The sequence below is a fragment of the Aliiroseovarius pelagivivens genome (genome assembly GCF_900302485.1).
Lineage (GTDB): Bacteria > Pseudomonadota > Alphaproteobacteria > Rhodobacterales > Rhodobacteraceae > Aliiroseovarius > Aliiroseovarius pelagivivens.
This window is the reverse complement of record NZ_OMOI01000002.1, coordinates 616,804-632,662: the sequence shown is the minus strand read 5'-3', so window position 1 is coordinate 632,662 and position 15,859 is coordinate 616,804. Positions and strand designations below refer to the sequence as shown.

The window sequence follows — 15,859 nt, the reverse complement described above, 5'->3', positions numbered from 1 at the left end:
GCATTTTATGTCTGACAGACCCGAAACACCCATTCTGGACCGCGTAGCAGTCCCCGCCGACATGAAATCCTTGTCGGACAGCGAGCTTGAGCGGCTGGCCCATGAAGTCCGGGCCGAAACGATCTCGGCCGTGTCGGAAACCGGCGGGCATTTGGGCGCTGGTTTGGGTGTTGTTGAGCTGACCGTGGCGCTGCATGCGGTGTTTGACGCCCCCAAGGACCGGATCGTCTGGGACGTGGGCCACCAGTGTTACCCACATAAGATTCTGACGGGTCGACGTGACCGCATCCGCACTCTGCGCTGCGAAGGTGGCTTGTCTGGCTTCACCAAACGCTCGGAAAGCCCGTTTGATCCGTTCGGCGCCGGGCATAGCTCGACCTCGATTTCGGCTGCCCTCGGCTTCTCGGTCGCCCGCGACCTTGGCGGCGCACCGGAACATGGGATCGGCGACGCGGTTGCCGTGATCGGTGACGGATCCATGTCGGCCGGTATGGCGTTCGAAGCGATGAACAACGCAGGTCACCTGAACCGCCGCCTGTTCGTGATCCTGAATGACAATGACATGTCGATCGCCCCGCCGGTCGGTGCGCTGTCCAGCTATCTCAGCCGTCTTTACGCCGAAGAACCGTTTCAAGAGTTGAAAGCCGCCGCTAAAGGCGCGGTCAGCCTGCTGCCCGAACCCTTCCAGGAAGGCGCACGCCGCGCCAAGGAAATGGTGAAATCCATGACCGTCGGCGGCACTCTGTTCGAAGAACTGGGCTTTTCTTACGTTGGCCCCATCGACGGGCATGACATGGACAGCCTTCTGTCCGTCTTGCGCACCGTCCATGACCGCGCCACCGGCCCGATGCTGATCCATGTGATCACCAAAAAGGGCAAGGGCTATGCCCCCGCCGAGGCGGCGCGCGACCGTGGCCATGCCACTGCGACATTCGACGTGGCCAGCGGCAAGCAGCACAAAGCGCCATCCAATGCGCCTAGCTATACCTCGGTCTTCGGGAAAGAGCTGGTCCGGCTGGCCACCGAAGATGACAAGGTCTGCGCCGTCACCGCTGCGATGCCGGACGGGACCGGGCTGAACCTGATGGCGGAACGCTATCCCTCGCGCTGTTTTGACGTGGGCATTGCCGAACAACATGGCGTCACCTTCGCCGCCGCGCTGGCCGCTGGCGGCATGAAGCCCTTCTGCGCGATGTATTCGACCTTCCTGCAACGCGGATACGACCAAGTCGTGCATGATGTGGCCGTCCAACGCCTGCCCGTGCGCTTTGCCATCGACCGTGCCGGTCTGGTGGGCGCCGATGGGGCGACCCATGCCGGATCCTTCGACATCGCCTTCTTGGCCAACCTGCCCGACATCGTCTTGATGGCCGCCGCGGATGAAGCCGAGCTGATGCACATGATCGCCACCGCGCATTCGATCAACGACCGGCCATCCGCCTTCCGCTACCCGCGTGGCGAAGGCGTGGGTGTCGAGCTGCCTGAAAAAGGCGAAGTGCTGGAGATTGGCAAAGGTCGCATGATCCGCGAAGGCTCGCGCGTGGCAATCCTGTCCTTCGGCACCCGCCTGTCGGAAGCCGAAGCCGCGGCCGAGGCTTTGACCGCACGTGGCATCACCCCCACCGTCGCTGACGCCCGTTTCGCCAAACCGCTGGATCGCGAGTTGATCCTGTCGCTGGCGGAACACCACGAAGCCCTGATCACCATCGAAGAAGGTGCAGTCGGTGGATTCGGAAGCCATGTGGCGCAGCTTTTGGCGGAAGAAGGTGTGTTCGACACCGGCCTTAAGTTCCGCTCGATGGTTCTGCCCGATACGTTCATCGACCACGCATCGCCTGCACGGATGTACGAGGACGCCAAGCTGTCCGCCAAGGACATCGAAGCCAAGGTGCTGGACGTGCTGGGCGTCGCGCAGATCGGTGAAAAGCGAGCCTAACCCTCGGCTTTTAGCAGTGCTTTCAGCCCGTCCTGATAGGTCGGAAAGCGCAGCTTTACCCCCAGCTCGTCTTTGATCCGGTCGTTCCGCACCCGCTTGCTTTCCGCATAAAAACTGCGCGCCATTGGGGTCATCTCGGCGGTTTCGAAATCTATGGCAGGTGGCACGGGCAGACCCAGCAACTCTGCCGCATAGGCCAGAACATCCTCGGGCGGGGCGGCGTTGTCATCGCAGAGATTATAGATCCCTCCCGGATTGGGCTGTGTGATCGAGGCCGCCAGAACCTGCGCGATATCGGCGACATGGATGCGCGAAAACACCTGATCTTTCTTGATGATCCGCCGCGCGGTCCCCTTACGCACCTTGGAAAACGGGCCGCGCCCGGGGCCATAGATACCCGCCAGCCGGAAGATATGCAGGGGCAGCCCCGCCTCCGCCGCCAACGCCTGCCAGTCCGCTTCGGCCTGCACGCGCAATTTGCCCCGTCGTGTGGACGGCATAAGCGGCGTGTCCTCGTCGACCCATCCGCCCTGATGGTCGCCATAGACTCCGGTGGTCGAGAGGTAGCCGACCCACTCAAGCTGCGGGGCTAAAGCTGAGATTTCGTCTCTAACCTGGCGCAAAACGGGGTCTCCGTCCCCGTCTGGCCCGGCAGAGATCAGAAGATGTGTCGCCTGAGACAGCGCATGCGAAATGTCGCCGCCCGGCCATTGGATCACATCCGGCCCAGCCTCGCGCGAGGTGCCGATTACGGTGAAATCACCCGGCAATTCTGCCGCCAATGCGCGCGCCGAATAGCCAAATCCGAATACAAAGAGTGTCTTTTTCATGCGCGCAGTATCGCCGCCACCGCGCGATTTGAAAGTGCAAAATCACCGGACCCGGATAGGGGGTTGCGCTAACAGAAGATTTCGGAACAATTGGTCCATGGAAAGACCAATTCTTAAATCTTGGCCCGAAAGTGCTGCGCGATTGATTGCCGTCGCCGCCGGGCGTGAAGCAGCAGACACCGTAATTCAAGGCGGCCGCGTGGTGAATGTTCACACGCGCGAGGTGCTGGACTGGCAGGTCGCGATGGCCGACGGGCGCTTTGCCTATGTCGGCCCAGACGCAAGCCATTGTATCGGACCGGATACACAGGTGATCGACGCCGATGGGCAATATCTGATCCCCGGCCTGTGCGATGGGCATATGCATATTGAAAGCGGAATGCTGACCCCGGCCGAGTTTGCCCGCGCCGTGATCCCCCATGGCACCACCACCATGTTCACCGACCCGCACGAGATCGCAAATGTGCTGGGATTGGAAGGTGTGCGCTTGATGCATGATGAGGCTCTGATCCAGCCGGTCAACATCTATACACAGATGCCGTCCTGCGCGCCGTCCGCGCCGGGACTTGAGACAACCGGCTTTGAAATCACCCCCGAGGATGTGGCCGAGGCGATGACGTGGCCCGGCATCATCGGGCTGGGCGAAATGATGAATTTCCCCGGCGTGATTCATAGCGACCCAAAAATGCTGGCGGAAATGGCTGCAACACAGAACGCGGGCAAGACCATCGGCGGGCACTATGCCAGCCCCGATCTGGGCCCGAATTTCCACGCCTATGCGGCGGGTGGGCCTGCCGATGACCACGAGGGCACCTGTGAAACAGACGCCATTGCGCGTGTCCGTCAGGGGATGCGGTCGATGATGCGGCTAGGGTCCGCTTGGTTTGACGTGGAAAAACAGATCACGGCGGTGACCGAAAAGGGACTGGACCCGCGCAATTTCATCATCTGCACGGATGATTGCCATTCGGGAACGTTGGTCGAGGAAGGCCATGTGAACCGCGCCCTGCGTTATGCGATCAGCTATGGCTGTGATCCTTTGATTGCGCTCCAGATGGCGACGATCAACACCGCGACCCATTTCGGATTGGAACGCGAACTAGGCTCTATTACACCGGGAAGACGTGCTGATGTGATCTTTACCGACGACCTGTCCACCCTGCCGATCAACCGCGTATTCGCCCGTGGCGCCAGCGTGGCTGAGGGCGGAAAGATCACCGTGGACTGCCCACATCTGGATTGGCCGGACCATGCGAAGGCCACGATGCACATGGGTAAAGCAATCGTGCCCGATGACTTCATCGTGAAAGCACCCGAGGGTGCAAACTCGGTCACGGCCAAAGTGATTGGGATCGTCGAAAATCAGGCGCCCACAAAGGCTCTAACACGGGACCTTTCGGTGTCTGACGGCATCGTTCAGACCGACGAAGCGCAGGATGTGGCGCAGGTTGCGCTGGTCGAACGCCACAAGGGCACCGGCGGCGTGGTCAATGGCTTTGTGAATGGGTTCGGGTATCAGGGCCAGATGGCCATGGCATCCACCGTGGCACATGACAGCCACCACATGATCGTGGTTGGCACCTCGCATGACGACATGGCACTGGCCGCCAACCGTCTGGCCGATGTTGGCGGCGGTATGTGTGTCTATCAAGGCGGAAAAGAGCTGGCACTGGTCGAACTGCCCGTCGCGGGCCTGATGTCCGACGCCCCGGCATCCGAGGTGGCCGTGAAAGCGCAGGGCATCATTGATGCAATGGAGACTTGCGGCTGCACCTTGAATAACGCCTCGATCCAACACAGCTTCTTAGCCTTGGTTGTCATACCCGAGTTACGGATCTCTGATTTGGGATTGGTAGATGTGACGAAATTCGAACTGACCGATTTGTTGAAGGAAAATTAATGACCCCCAGCGCACCCTCAATCCCTGTGGTTAGCCCCGGCGGCGGAGACTATCAGGTTTTCACCGACCCCAAAGCCGCGGTGGACGAGCTGAAATCGCTTTATGAAATTGCCTGCGCCTTTCTGTGCGAGACGTTCGAGCAGAACGCCAGCGGCACTCAACCACCCAGCCGGTTCCGCGCGTTTTATCCCGAGATTCGCCTGACCACGACCAGCCACGCGCAAAAGGACAGCCGTCTAAGCTTTGGCCACGTGTCGGCCCCCGGCACCTATGCCAGCACGATCACCCGCCCGGATCTGTTCGAGAACTATCTGGTGCAGCAAATCGAATTGTTGATGCAGAACCATGGCGTGCCAGTGCAGGTCGGATACTCGACCACCCCGATCCCTGTGCATTTCGCGGTGTCGCGCAATCCGGACATCACCGTTCCACAGGAAGGGGCGATGACCTATCCGCTGCGAGATGTCTTTGACGTGCCGGATTTGTCGACCACCAATGATGACATCGTAAACGGCGTGGCCGAGCTTGATGACGGCAATGCCGCGCCGCTGGCCCCGTTTACTGCCCAACGTGTGGACTATTCGCTGGCCCGCCTGTCGCATTACACCGCGACCACACCCGAGGACTTCCAGAACCACGTTCTGTTCACCAACTATCAGTTCTATGTCGAAGAGTTCGAGGCCTACGCCCGCCAGATGCTGGCCGATCCCGACAGCGGATATAATGCCTTTGTTGGGCCGGGCTATCATCGGATCACAAACGCGGATGAAGATCTGCCGACCCCGGAAAAACTGCCGCAAATGCCCAGCTATCACCTGACGCGTCCTGACGGATCAGGGATTACGCTGGTCAATATCGGTGTCGGCCCTTCGAATGCGAAAACTGCAACGGATCATATTGCGGTCCTTCGCCCTCATGCCTGGCTGATGGTTGGCCACTGTGCAGGACTTCGCAACAGCCAGCGCCTTGGGGACTTCGTTCTGGCCCACGCCTATCTGCGTGAAGACAAAGTACTGGACGATGATCTGCCGATCTGGGTACCGATCCCGCCACTGGCGGAAATCCAGATCGCCTTGGAAAAGGCCGTGGCGAAGATCACCGAATACGAAGGCTATGACCTGAAGCGCATCATGCGAACCGGTACCGTCGCGACACTGGACAACCGCAACTGGGAACTGCGCGACCAACGTGGCCCTGTCCAGCGCCTATCCCAGTCCCGCGCCATTGCACTTGATATGGAAAGTGCGACCATCGCGGCGAACGGTTTTCGCTTCCGGGTGCCCTATGGCACGCTGCTCTGCGTCTCGGACAAACCGCTGCACGGAGAGCTGAAACTGCCCGGTATGGCGTCCGATTTCTACAAGACGCAGGTGGCGCGACATTTGCAGATCGGGATTCACGCGATGGAGACCCTGCGCGATATGCCGATCGAACGTATCCACAGCCGGAAACTGCGTAGCTTCGAAGAAACGGCATTCTTGTAAGTGGGGGGCAAATAGCCGTTTGAAGGTGAATTCAAACCTGACCCTAGGGAAGCCACGCTATTTTTTGGCGAAAAAGCGCGATTTCCTAGGAAAATAGGGGCAACTAACGATTGTGTCGCCCTGCTACATACAGTTAAATGCCCGCAATGAAGCCCAAGAAATGGGCAATTGTGAGGAGTGTTATACATGTCGAAACCGATGACCAAGACCCAGCTGGTAGCCGCTCTGGCCGAAGAAATGGGTTCGGACAAGAAGTCCGCCGCTGGTGCCCTGGAAGGTATCATCAACATCATCACCCGCGAAGTTTCGGGCGGTGGCGCTGTGACTCTGCCCGGCGTTGGCAAAATCTATTGCCGCGAGCGTCCGGCACGCATGGTGCGCAACCCCGCCACCGGCGAGCAGATCCAGAAAGAGGCCGACAAGGTCGTCAAGATGACCATCGCCAAAGCGCTGAAAGACAGCGTAAACGGCTGATCTGGTCACAAGGGGCCTTGCCCCGCTGCCAGAATTCGGAAAGGGTCGCCAAATTGGCGGCCCTTTTCATTAAGGCGTTGCCAATTCGCGTTGATACATTGAGCATCGCTTTTCGCGTTCGACCGAAGGAAGAGACAGCGAATAAGCGATCCAATATGAACTGGAAGCGCTCTAGGAGACGACATGGATCTGCGCGCAATCTTCATGGGGCTGGCCTTTGCCCTGATGTGGAGCTCGGCCTTCACTTCGGCCCGGATCATCGTCTCGGATGCTCCGCCCCTTTATTCATTGTCTCTTAGGTTCCTGATCTCGGGGCTACTTGGCGTCATCATTGCACGTGCACTGGGGCAAAGCTGGCAGCTGACACGGAACCAGTGGCGAGCCGTCATCATCTTTGGATTTTGTCAAAACGCGCTGTATTTGGGTCTAAATTTCGTCGCCATGCAGTGGATCGAAGCGGGTCTCGCCTCGATCATCGCATCCACCATGCCATTGATGGTGGCCCTTGCTGGCTGGATCCTACTGGGGGATCGTCTCCGCCCGATGGCGGTCGCGGGATTGTTTGCAGGTATCATCGGCGTGGCTCTGATTATGGGATCACGTCTGTCAGGCGGCGTGGACATCACAGGTGTCATTCTGTGTTTCGTGGCAGCTGCCGCGCTGACCGCCGCCACCCTGTCTGTGCGCACTGCATCTTCGGGCGGCAATCTGATGATGATTGTCGGCTTGCAAATGTTTATCGGTGCCGGCGCACTGTTCATCGCAGCCCTGTTCCTTGAGAGCCCAGCCTTCACCCCCAGCCTGCGCCTTGCCTCGGCTTTCACCTATACCGTTCTGGTTCCCGGTCTAATGGCCACGTGGGTTTGGTTCACCTTGGTCGGCCGAATTGGAGCGATCAAAGCCGCGACGTTCCACTTCCTGAACCCGTTTTTCGGTGTCGCAATTGCATGGTTGCTGCTTGGCGAAGCGCTAAGTGTTGTGGACTTTATCGGCGTGGCCATCATCACCGTCGGCATCCTTGCGGTGCAATTGTCGAAACAAAACCCCACAGAGACGTGAAGCCGCTTGCCCGCTTCGTGAGATGACTTTCCGGGCAATATCCGAGACATTCCAAGCATGGAACTTGTCTTTGGATATCTTGCCGGGCTTCTAACCCTGATCAACCCCTGCGTCTTGCCGGTGCTGCCCATCGTGTTGGCCACCGCATTGCAGGCCAGCCGGTTTGGCCCCTTAGCTGTTGCGGCAGGGATGAGCGTATCTTTCGTCACGCTTGGCCTTCTGGTCACAGTGCTGGGCTATACCATCGGCCTGACCGAGGACATGGTCGCCCGCGCCGGTGCCATCCTGATGGTGGGTTTTGGCCTAATCCTGATGACCCCTGTTCTGTCCGAACGATTTGCCACCGCCACGGCGGGTGTCTCGACCCAAGCGGACACGACTCTGGACGACGTGAACCGCAATGGCCTGTCTGGTCAGTTCCTTGGCGGTATGTTGCTTGGCGCAGTCTGGAGCCCCTGCATCGGTCCAACCCTAGGCGGTGCGATCTCGCTTGCCTCGCAGGGTAAGTCGATCCAGTGGGCCGCTGCCATCATGGTGGCGTTCGCGTTGGGCGTCTCCACGATCATCATCGCACTGGGCTATGGCGCGCGGGCCGCAATCATGCGCAGACAGGCTCTAATGCGGCGGATTGCGCAGAAATCACGCCCGATTATGGGCGCCATATTCCTCGCCGTTGGCGTCGCTATTCTGTTTCGTTTTCACCACACCCTCGAAGCCTGGGCAGTGCAGTTCCTGCCTGCATGGCTCAACGATTTCTCTGTATCCCTCTGAAAGGAGATAACCATGAACCGCCGCGACTTCCTGTCCCTTACCGCCGCCGTATCGCTTGTGCCGGCCTTGGCCCGCGCAGGCTCTATGGACTATGCCCCCGGCCTTGTTACCCAAGCGCTAGAGAACGGCGAAACCGTCTTTTTGGACTTCAAAGCCAGCTGGTGCTCGACCTGCGCCGCGCAAGAACGCGTGATCAATGCTTTGAAGGCCGAGAACCCAGCCTATAACGATGCGATCACCTTTATCGATGTCGATTGGGACAAGCATGGAAAGTCAAAACTGGCCAAGTCGTTGCGCATTCCGCGACGTTCGACATTGGTTGTTTTGAAAGGCGATGAAGAGCTTGGGCGCATCGTAGCTGGCACCAGCAAGGCCGACATTCAGGCGCTGATGGATACCGCACTGACCGCCGCCACGGCCTGATCGCCAACGAATGGATCGGCTGGGCTGAACGCCTTAGCCGATCTGACCGCGCGGGCCTTCGCCAATCTGCGCACGATGCAGCATCAGGTGGTCAAGGATCACGCAGGCGGCCATCGCCTCGCCAACTGGGACGGCGCGGATCCCAACGCAGGGGTCGTGACGACCTTTGGTGATGACTTCAATCGACTCGCCCGTTTTTGTGATCGACTGACGCGGAGTGAGGATCGAACTGGTCGGCTTAACGGCGAAACGCACAACGATGTCCTGACCTGACGAGATACCACCCAGAATCCCACCGGCGTGGTTAGAGGAAAAGACAGGCTTGCCATCGTTTCCAAGGAAGATCTCGTCTGCATTTTCAGTACCGCGCAATCCTGCGGCGGCCATGCCCTCGCCGATCTCGACGCCCTTCACGGCGTTGATCGACATCATCGCAGCGGCCAAATCAGTGTCTAACTTGGCATAAACAGGGGCTCCTAGGCCAACAGGTGCACCGCGCACCACGACCTCGATCGCGGCGCCGACGCTGTCATTCTCCTTCACGCGCAGGAACTGCAGATAGTCTTCCCATTCCTGCACCGCGCTGGCATCCGGCAGCCAGAACGCATTGTTGTCGATGGCATCCCAGTCGAACTTCGAGCGGTCCAAGTGCTTCTCGCCCATTTGGGTCATATAGCCCTTGATCTCGAGCCCCGGCACCAGCGCTTTCAGCGCTTCGCGGGCAACACCACCGGCGGCCACGCGCGCGGCTGTTTCACGGGCAGACGAACGCCCGCCGCCACGCGGATCGCGGATTCCGTATTTCTGCCAATAGGTGATATCGGCGTGACCCGGACGGAAGGTCTTTTCGATCTCGCCATAGTCTTTCGAACGCTGGTCGGTGTTTTCGATCATCAGCTGGATCGGCGTACCGGTGGTCTGCCCTTCATAGACACCCGACAGGATGCGCACCTGATCGGGCTCGTTTCGGGCAGTGGTGTTCTTGTTCTGACCGGGGCGGCGTTTGTCCAACCAGACCTGCAGCATCTCGGCCTCAAGCGGCACTCCGGGGGGGCACCCGTCGACGGTCGCACCCAAGGCAGGTCCGTGGCTTTCACCCCAAGTGGTGACCCGGAAAATATGACCAAAGCTGTTCATCGACATGGGCGCGCTCCTTCATTCCCCAGCGTGATAGCGAAGGGGGGAAAGAAAGGGAAGCACTCGGGTAAACGAGGATTAGCTTTGTTCGGGCCTGCGATGTTTTGGCTTCGGCGAGGGGCCGGCATCGTAACGCGGGTTCGGGTTGCGCAAGATCGGGTTGCGAACGGACACAGAAGGCCGGCTTTCCCGCCAGACGATGAACACGCCCGAGGCGATAATCACCGCAGCACCGACGCCCACCCACATGTCAGGTAGTTCGTTGAAGAACAAAGCACCAAACGCGGTGGCCCACAGGATCTGGCTGTACTGCGTCGGGGCCACCACGGCAGCCGGAGCGGCGCGATAGGCCGCAATGATCATCATCTGCGCAAACACCGACATGACGCCCACGCTGGCAGACAGGCCCAGATCCACGATCTGCATCGGCACATAGACGAAGGGCAAGATCACACCCATCGACAGGATGGACGACAGCATCGGGTACAGGATCATCACGGCGGTACGTTCTTCGCCCCCGATTTTGCGCATGATGATCGAGCCAAGCGCCGAACAGAAGGCCGCAATCAAACCGCAGACATGGCCGAAAGTAATAACGGTGACGCCCGGTCGCAGCACGATCAGAACGCCAATCAGACCGACAACCACCGCCGCCCAACGCTGACCACGCACGGGTTCCCCCAACAGCCACGCCGACATGGCCGTGATCAGAAGGGGGGTGGCAAAGAGCAGGGCATAGACCTCGGCCAGGGGTAGGACGGTAAAGGCATAAAACGCAGCAGACATTGCGATGACTGAAGTCGCCGAGCGTGTCAGGATCAGCCACGGGTGATGCGGGCGGAAATTGTCCACCTGACGGTCAGCCAACATCATCACAGCCATCGGCACGAACGCGAATAGCATCGCGAAAAAGATGATCTGGAACACGGCGAATTGCGCGCCGAGCAGCTTGATCACGGCGTCATGGGTTGCAAACAGCCCAAAGGCAGCAAACGCGAAACCAAGCCCGCGAAGGGGGGATTGAGATGTGTCCGACATGGACCACTCCGATACTGAAGGTGTTAGCGTTCACTTCGCCGATTGTTGCACTTGGGTCAAGGGCATGGCCGCTATGCGTTTTCGCGTCTTTTCGATTGCGTGTTGGCTGGCCCTACGAAATCGCGAAACAGGTCTTAGGACAAATGTTCATTCTATTCAGTGGCTTGCACAGGGGCAGCAAGGCCCGCGCAAGGCCGCCCGTCAAATCTGCTTGCCAATCCTCTGTGCATTGTGCACGAACGGGGCACCTCGGGGTGCTGTGATCCCACAGCTGAGATGCGCAATGCGCGGACCCGTAGAACCTGAACCGGCTAACACCGGCGGAGGGAAGGTGATTTGGATGTCCCAAATGCCCCCATCCGTTCGGCGCATATGGAGGACCCAATGAAGACAGCCCTTTCATTTGTCGCAGGACTTGCACTGACAGCCACGGCGGCCACCGCTGCGGATAAACCCGTGCTGCAAGTTTATGCTCCTGACTACTTCGCATCCGAGTGGGGCCCCGGCCCCTCGATCGAGGCGGGCTTTGAAGCCCAATGTGCCTGCGATCTGGAATTCGTCACCGGCGATGTGATGCCCCGCCTGATGCTTGAAGGCGAGCGTACCGAAGCAGATGTTGTGATCGGCTTAAACACCGATGTCACCGCCCGCGCCCGCGCTTCTGGCCTGTTTGCTCCGCATGGGCTGGATGTCAGCGGCCTGACCCTGCCCGTCGACTGGACCGACGACACCTTCGTGCCGTTCGACTACAGCTATACCGCCTTCATCTATGACAACACCAAGATCACCGACGCGCCGACCAGCTTTGACGCGCTGTTGGCGATGCCCGACGACACCAAGATCGTCATTCAGGACCCGCGCAGCTCGATCTCGGGTCTGGCGCTGCTTCTGTGGGTGAAATCGGTTTATGGCGACAAGGCGGACGAGGCTTGGGCCAAGCTGAACCCGAAGATCCTGACCGTTACCAAAGGCTGGTCCGAGGCTTACGGCATGTTCACCGATGGTGAGGCTGACATGGTTCTGTCCTACGTCACCTCGCCCGCCTATCACATCATCGCGGAAGAAGACCTGACCAAGTCCGCCGCGATCTTCGACGAAGGCCACTATCTGTATGTGGACCTGGTTGGCAAAATCGCGAACACCGATCAGCCCGAGCTGGCCGACGCCTTCATGGCCTACGTGCTAAGCGAAGAGTTCCAGTCGGGGATCGCGACTTCGAACTGGTCGTTCCCGTCGAAACTGGCCGCTGACAAGCTGCCGGAAGGCTTCCAGAACCTGCCCGTGCCTGCCAAGGCATTGGTGTTCAGCGAAGAAGAAGCCGAAGCGATCCGCAAGCCGGCTCTGGACGAATGGCTCGCCGCCGCGTCCAAATAAGCTCCACCACCATCCTTGGCGCCTTGGCGCTTGGGGTGGTGGTCTGCCTGACTCTTGGCACGTTGGTTGCAGTTGCGATGCGGGCCGAGGGCGCGGGCAGGCTTGGCCCGGCCGATTGGGCCGCCATTCGCTTCACACTGTGGCAGGCGGCCCTGTCTGCCACCCTTAGCATCCTTCTGGCCATCCCCGTGGCCCGCGCACTGGCGCGACGCAGTTTTCCCGGTCGTAGCGTGTTGATCACCCTTCTAGGTGCCCCCTTCATCCTGCCGGTGATCGTGGCCATTCTGGGCCTGATCGCTGTTTTCGGCCGCACCGGTTTGATCTCGCAGGTGTTGGGGTGGTTCGGGTTCGAGCCGATATCCGTCTACGGCTATCACGGCGTCATTCTGGCCCACGTATTCTTCAACCTTCCGCTGGCGACGCGCCTGATCCTGCAAGGCTGGCTCGCTATCCCCTCAGAACGCTTCCGTCTGGCAGCCTCCCTCGGTATGGGACCGTCCGACATCGCCCGTACGCTGGAGCGTCCTATGCTGCGCGAGGTCGTGCCCGGCGCGTTCCTTGTCATCTTCCTGATCTGCCTGACGTCGTTCGCCGTGGCACTGGCCCTTGGCGGCGGACCAAAAGCCACCACCGTAGAGCTCGCAATCTATGAAGCCTTCCGCTTCGACTTCGACCTTGGCCGCGCGTCGCTTCTTGCGCTGGTGCAGTTCGGGCTGGGCGCGGCGCTCGCCTTGATCGCGCTACGTGTCGCCATGCCGTCCGACATGGGCGCGGGGCTGGACCGCGCGTTGACCCGCTGGGATGACCGCCCGGCCCTGTTGGTGCAGGACATCGCCGCGATAACTCTGGCCACGCTGTTCTTGCTCCTCCCGCTGGGAATGGTCGTGTTGGACGGTCTGCCGCGGCTTCTGCACCTGCCTCAGGTGGTCTTTGGCGCCGCCCTACGCTCCGTCATCGTCGCACTCGTCTCGGCGGCCTTAACGCTGGCCCTGTCCCTGCCCATCGCCGCCCTCGCCGTGCGCCACAACTCGCGCGTGGTCGAGGCATTGGGCTACTTAACCATCGCCGCCTCGCCACTTGTGATCGGTACCGGGCTGTTCATCATCACCTTCCCCTTCGTGAAGCCATCGGACCTTGCGCTGCCCATTACCGCAATCGTCAACGCGGCCCTCAGCCTGCCGTTCACCCTGCGCGCTCTGGTGCCCGCCTTGGCGGCGGTCGAGCGTGACTATGGCCGGCTCGCAGACGGGCTGGGCATGACCGGCCTGACCCGTCTACGTCACCTGTGGCTGCCTCGCCTGCGCCGCCCGATGGGCTTCGCCTTGGGGCTGGCCGCCGCGCTGTCTATGGGCGACCTCGGCGTCATTGCGCTGTTTGCCGACGGCGACAACGCCACCCTGCCCTTGCAGCTGTTCCGCCTAATGGCGGCCTATCGGATGGAGGACGCCGCCGCCGCTGCACTGTTGCTCTTGTCCCTGTCGCTGCTGCTATTCTGGATCTTCGATAAAGGAGGTCGCGTGAATGCTGACCGTTGATACCATGCGCATCGAAATGGGCGATTTCAGCCTTGCCGGGGACTTCAAGATTGCACCCGGCGTACGCGTTGCCGTGCTTGGCCCGTCTGGCGCGGGGAAATCCACGTTGTTGGCGGCCATTGCCGGGTTCCAACCGCTGGATGCGGGGCAGATCCTCTGGGACGCACAGCTTATGTCCAAAGACCCCGCCGCGCGCCCGATCAGCATGGTGTTTCAGGACAACAACCTGTTTCCGCACCTAACCGTCGCGCAGAACGTGGGCCTTGGCCTGCGCCCGAACCTGCGCCTGACGGCCGAGGAACACGCCCGCGTCGCCCAAGCCCTGATCCGCGTGGGGCTGGAGGGGATGGGAGACCGCAAACCCGCGCAACTTTCCGGGGGTCAAATCGCCCGCGTCGCGCTGGCCCGCGTGCTGCTGCGCGACCGCCCGGTGCTGCTGCTGGACGAACCCTTCGGGGCGCTTGGCCCTGCGCTGAAAGCGGAAATGCTGGCGCTGGTCCGAGACCTTCTGGACGAGACCGGCGCAACCCTTCTGATGGTCAGCCACGACCCCGTAGACGCCCGCGTGCTCTGTGAACAGGTGGTGCTGGTGGCGGGTGGAGAGGCCCATGCGCCTGTCGCGACGGAGGAAATGTTTGCCAACCCGCCCGAGGTGATGCGGGAGTATTTGGGACACTAAGAACCTCGCATTTTTGAGAGAATCCTCGGTTTGTGGTATCCTCCGCCCCTTCAGGGCCTTTGGCCCATTCACATATTTGGAGGGAGTTATGTTTGCACGTGTTACCGAATACAAAATGAAATCAGGTTCCCGAGACGCCGCGACCGAGAAGTTGAATGCGATGAAATCGCAGATTCTTGCGATGCCCGGCATGTTGCAGTTCATCAATGTGATGAACGAGGATGGGTCAGGCTGTGTCATCGCGCTTGTCGATAGCGAAGAAACATCCAACGCCAATGCCGAAGCAGTCGCCGCCGCATGGGCCCAGTTTTCGGATGTCCTTGAAGCTGCCCCGTCCGCGAAAGGGTTTGACGTGATTGCCAATTGGTCGAATTGATCTAGGGCTGCTGGGGCTAGGGCTATTGCGCACCTCGCCCCGACACAAAAAGGGCACCCTCGGGTGCCCTTTTCTATTCCAACCAGCTCACGGCTTGGGCGCGTATTTCTTTCACGATCCGGAAGTCGCGCGGGTGCTGTGCGATCTGGTGTTGGGGGAGTGAACTAAAGCTTGCTGGCCTAGTCCACGGTCACTTCATCAAAGAACACGCCAGACACGGGCTTCCAATCTGGGTTCATCACAACATTGCCGAGCAGCACACCCGCATCAACACTAACAAGAGATTCACTGTTGATCGGTGTTCCGTTGTTTCTTTGCATACTTTTTCGAATGACCATTACGGAGTATTTGCATTCTCCAATGGAGACATTCGTTTTCTTGATGGTCTGAATCGTAAGTGAACCTTCATCCACGACATTGTCATTTACCAAAATAGAAATCGGAAAGGAGTACTCTTTTCCCGCTGCCATCAAGTTAGCAGATTTTGCATCTTCGGAGATCTCGATGTGTATATGGCTACGGCTGGACTTCCGATCGATTGCGATCACCCCATTCCAATACTCGGTAGTGGATTGCTCAGTTACCCCGTCTCTTGTGATGACTTTCGTTTCGGTAACCGTACCATCTTCGGCCATTTCATTCGAAACTTTGAGATACGGATCATTCCGGGTTAGGGAAAATGCACTCTGGTTCGAAAGGTCAAGGCATTCTGAGAAAGCGGGGGCCACGCCCACAAAGGTCGCGATAGCTCCGGCAAAAATGAACTTCATGTTGTCCCTCTACAAATCGTTATTAGAAATTCCTAGATCAGCAATACTCAGCACTATCGTCCGAGGTTAGATC

At 59.6% G+C, this 15,859-nt stretch carries 15 protein-coding genes and 1 riboswitch; of the genes, 11 read left to right on the top strand and 4 right to left on the bottom strand.

Annotation, left to right across the window (positions count from 1 at the left end; genetic code table 11):
• Window positions 1-7 precede the first annotated feature (7 nt).
• Window positions 8-1,936, top strand: a complete 1,929-nt coding sequence (dxs, locus tag ALP8811_RS15245; RefSeq protein WP_108858113.1) for a 1-deoxy-D-xylulose-5-phosphate synthase — start codon at window positions 8-10, stop codon at window positions 1,934-1,936.
• On the opposite strand, the gene ALP8811_RS15240 is transcribed toward dxs, so the two are convergent.
• Complete coding sequence (locus ALP8811_RS15240) at window positions 1,933-2,766, bottom strand: SDR family oxidoreductase (protein WP_108858112.1); 834 nt, start codon at window positions 2,764-2,766, stop codon at window positions 1,933-1,935. The two genes, dxs and ALP8811_RS15240, sit on opposite strands and share 4 nt — an antisense overlap.
• A 97-nt stretch (window positions 2,767-2,863) precedes the next feature.
• Here ALP8811_RS15240 and ade point away from each other — a divergent pair, with 97 nt between their 5' ends.
• From ade to ALP8811_RS15210, 6 genes are all read left to right on the top strand, one after another.
• The gene (ade, locus tag ALP8811_RS15235) at window positions 2,864-4,666 is read left to right on the top strand and encodes an adenine deaminase (protein ID WP_108858111.1); all 1,803 of its coding nucleotides are present in this window, start codon (window positions 2,864-2,866) and stop codon (window positions 4,664-4,666) included.
• Window positions 4,666-6,150 (top strand): AMP nucleosidase, encoded by a 1,485-nt coding sequence (locus tag ALP8811_RS15230; protein ID WP_108858110.1) that lies wholly within the window; start codon window positions 4,666-4,668, stop codon window positions 6,148-6,150. The genes ade and ALP8811_RS15230 overlap by 1 nt, the downstream gene beginning before the upstream one ends.
• A gap of 186 nt (window positions 6,151-6,336) precedes the next feature.
• The gene (locus tag ALP8811_RS15225; protein ID WP_108858109.1) at window positions 6,337-6,624 is read left to right on the top strand and encodes an HU family DNA-binding protein; all 288 of its coding nucleotides are present in this window, start codon (window positions 6,337-6,339) and stop codon (window positions 6,622-6,624) included.
• Window positions 6,625-6,807: 183 nt separating this feature from the next.
• Entirely contained in the window at window positions 6,808-7,683 is an 876-nt protein-coding gene (locus tag ALP8811_RS15220; protein ID WP_108858108.1) for a DMT family transporter, read from the top strand.
• A 57-nt stretch (window positions 7,684-7,740) separates the two neighbouring features.
• On the top strand, window positions 7,741-8,454 hold the full coding sequence (locus ALP8811_RS15215) for a cytochrome c biogenesis CcdA family protein (RefSeq protein ID WP_108858107.1): 714 nt from the start codon (window positions 7,741-7,743) through the stop codon (window positions 8,452-8,454).
• Between the two features lie 12 nt (window positions 8,455-8,466).
• Complete coding sequence (locus ALP8811_RS15210; protein ID WP_108858106.1) at window positions 8,467-8,877, top strand: thioredoxin family protein; 411 nt, start codon at window positions 8,467-8,469, stop codon at window positions 8,875-8,877.
• Between the two features lie 33 nt (window positions 8,878-8,910).
• Here ALP8811_RS15210 and aroC read toward each other — a convergent pair whose 3' ends face one another.
• Together aroC and ALP8811_RS15200 are read right to left on the bottom strand one after the other, a co-directional pair.
• Window positions 8,911-10,020, bottom strand: coding sequence for a chorismate synthase (aroC, locus tag ALP8811_RS15205; protein WP_108858105.1), 1,110 nt, complete (start codon window positions 10,018-10,020; stop codon window positions 8,911-8,913).
• Window positions 10,021-10,092: 72 nt separating this feature from the next.
• Complete coding sequence (locus tag ALP8811_RS15200) at window positions 10,093-11,052, bottom strand: DMT family transporter (RefSeq protein ID WP_108858104.1); 960 nt, start codon at window positions 11,050-11,052, stop codon at window positions 10,093-10,095.
• 240 nt (window positions 11,053-11,292) lie between these two features.
• A riboswitch (TPP riboswitch) is annotated at window positions 11,293-11,398 on the top strand.
• Between the two features lie 38 nt (window positions 11,399-11,436).
• On the opposite strand from ALP8811_RS15200, the gene ALP8811_RS15195 reads away from it, so the two are divergent.
• The 4 genes from ALP8811_RS15195 (at window position 11,437) to ALP8811_RS15180 (ending at window position 15,016) form a co-directional block, all read left to right on the top strand.
• On the top strand, window positions 11,437-12,426 hold the full coding sequence (locus tag ALP8811_RS15195) for a thiamine ABC transporter substrate-binding protein (RefSeq protein WP_108858103.1): 990 nt from the start codon (window positions 11,437-11,439) through the stop codon (window positions 12,424-12,426).
• On the top strand, window positions 12,402-13,961 hold the full coding sequence (locus tag ALP8811_RS15190) for a thiamine/thiamine pyrophosphate ABC transporter permease ThiP (protein WP_108858102.1): 1,560 nt from the start codon (window positions 12,402-12,404) through the stop codon (window positions 13,959-13,961). Before ALP8811_RS15195 ends, ALP8811_RS15190 begins: the two co-directional genes overlap by 25 nt.
• Entirely contained in the window at window positions 13,948-14,640 is a 693-nt protein-coding gene (locus ALP8811_RS15185) for a thiamine ABC transporter ATP-binding protein (protein WP_108858101.1), read from the top strand. The genes ALP8811_RS15190 and ALP8811_RS15185 overlap by 14 nt, the downstream gene beginning before the upstream one ends.
• Window positions 14,641-14,728: 88 nt before the next feature.
• Entirely contained in the window at window positions 14,729-15,016 is a 288-nt protein-coding gene (locus ALP8811_RS15180; protein ID WP_108858100.1) for a hypothetical protein, read from the top strand.
• A gap of 179 nt (window positions 15,017-15,195) precedes the next feature.
• On the opposite strand, the gene ALP8811_RS15175 is transcribed toward ALP8811_RS15180, so the two are convergent.
• A complete protein-coding gene (locus tag ALP8811_RS15175) occupies window positions 15,196-15,786 on the bottom strand; it encodes a hypothetical protein (RefSeq protein ID WP_108858099.1) in 591 nt (196 codons plus the stop codon).
• Between the last annotated feature and the right edge of the window lie 73 nt (window positions 15,787-15,859).

Coding starts and splice junctions, on each gene's coding strand:
- dxs (WP_108858113.1), top strand. CDS start 8: ATGTCTGACAGACCCGAAACACCCATTCTGGACCGCGTAGCAGTCCCC.
- ALP8811_RS15240 (WP_108858112.1), bottom strand. CDS start 2,766: ATGAAAAAGACACTCTTTGTATTCGGATTTGGCTATTCGGCGCGCGCA.
- ade (WP_108858111.1), top strand. CDS start 2,864: ATGGAAAGACCAATTCTTAAATCTTGGCCCGAAAGTGCTGCGCGATTG.
- ALP8811_RS15230 (WP_108858110.1), top strand. CDS start 4,666: ATGACCCCCAGCGCACCCTCAATCCCTGTGGTTAGCCCCGGCGGCGGA.
- ALP8811_RS15225 (WP_108858109.1), top strand. CDS start 6,337: ATGTCGAAACCGATGACCAAGACCCAGCTGGTAGCCGCTCTGGCCGAA.
- ALP8811_RS15220 (WP_108858108.1), top strand. CDS start 6,808: ATGGATCTGCGCGCAATCTTCATGGGGCTGGCCTTTGCCCTGATGTGG.
- ALP8811_RS15215 (WP_108858107.1), top strand. CDS start 7,741: ATGGAACTTGTCTTTGGATATCTTGCCGGGCTTCTAACCCTGATCAAC.
- ALP8811_RS15210 (WP_108858106.1), top strand. CDS start 8,467: ATGAACCGCCGCGACTTCCTGTCCCTTACCGCCGCCGTATCGCTTGTG.
- aroC (WP_108858105.1), bottom strand. CDS start 10,020: ATGTCGATGAACAGCTTTGGTCATATTTTCCGGGTCACCACTTGGGGT.
- ALP8811_RS15200 (WP_108858104.1), bottom strand. CDS start 11,052: ATGTCGGACACATCTCAATCCCCCCTTCGCGGGCTTGGTTTCGCGTTT.
- ALP8811_RS15195 (WP_108858103.1), top strand. CDS start 11,437: ATGAAGACAGCCCTTTCATTTGTCGCAGGACTTGCACTGACAGCCACG.
- ALP8811_RS15190 (WP_108858102.1), top strand. CDS start 12,402: ATGGCTCGCCGCCGCGTCCAAATAAGCTCCACCACCATCCTTGGCGCC.
- ALP8811_RS15185 (WP_108858101.1), top strand. CDS start 13,948: ATGCTGACCGTTGATACCATGCGCATCGAAATGGGCGATTTCAGCCTT.
- ALP8811_RS15180 (WP_108858100.1), top strand. CDS start 14,729: ATGTTTGCACGTGTTACCGAATACAAAATGAAATCAGGTTCCCGAGAC.
- ALP8811_RS15175 (WP_108858099.1), bottom strand. CDS start 15,786: ATGAAGTTCATTTTTGCCGGAGCTATCGCGACCTTTGTGGGCGTGGCC.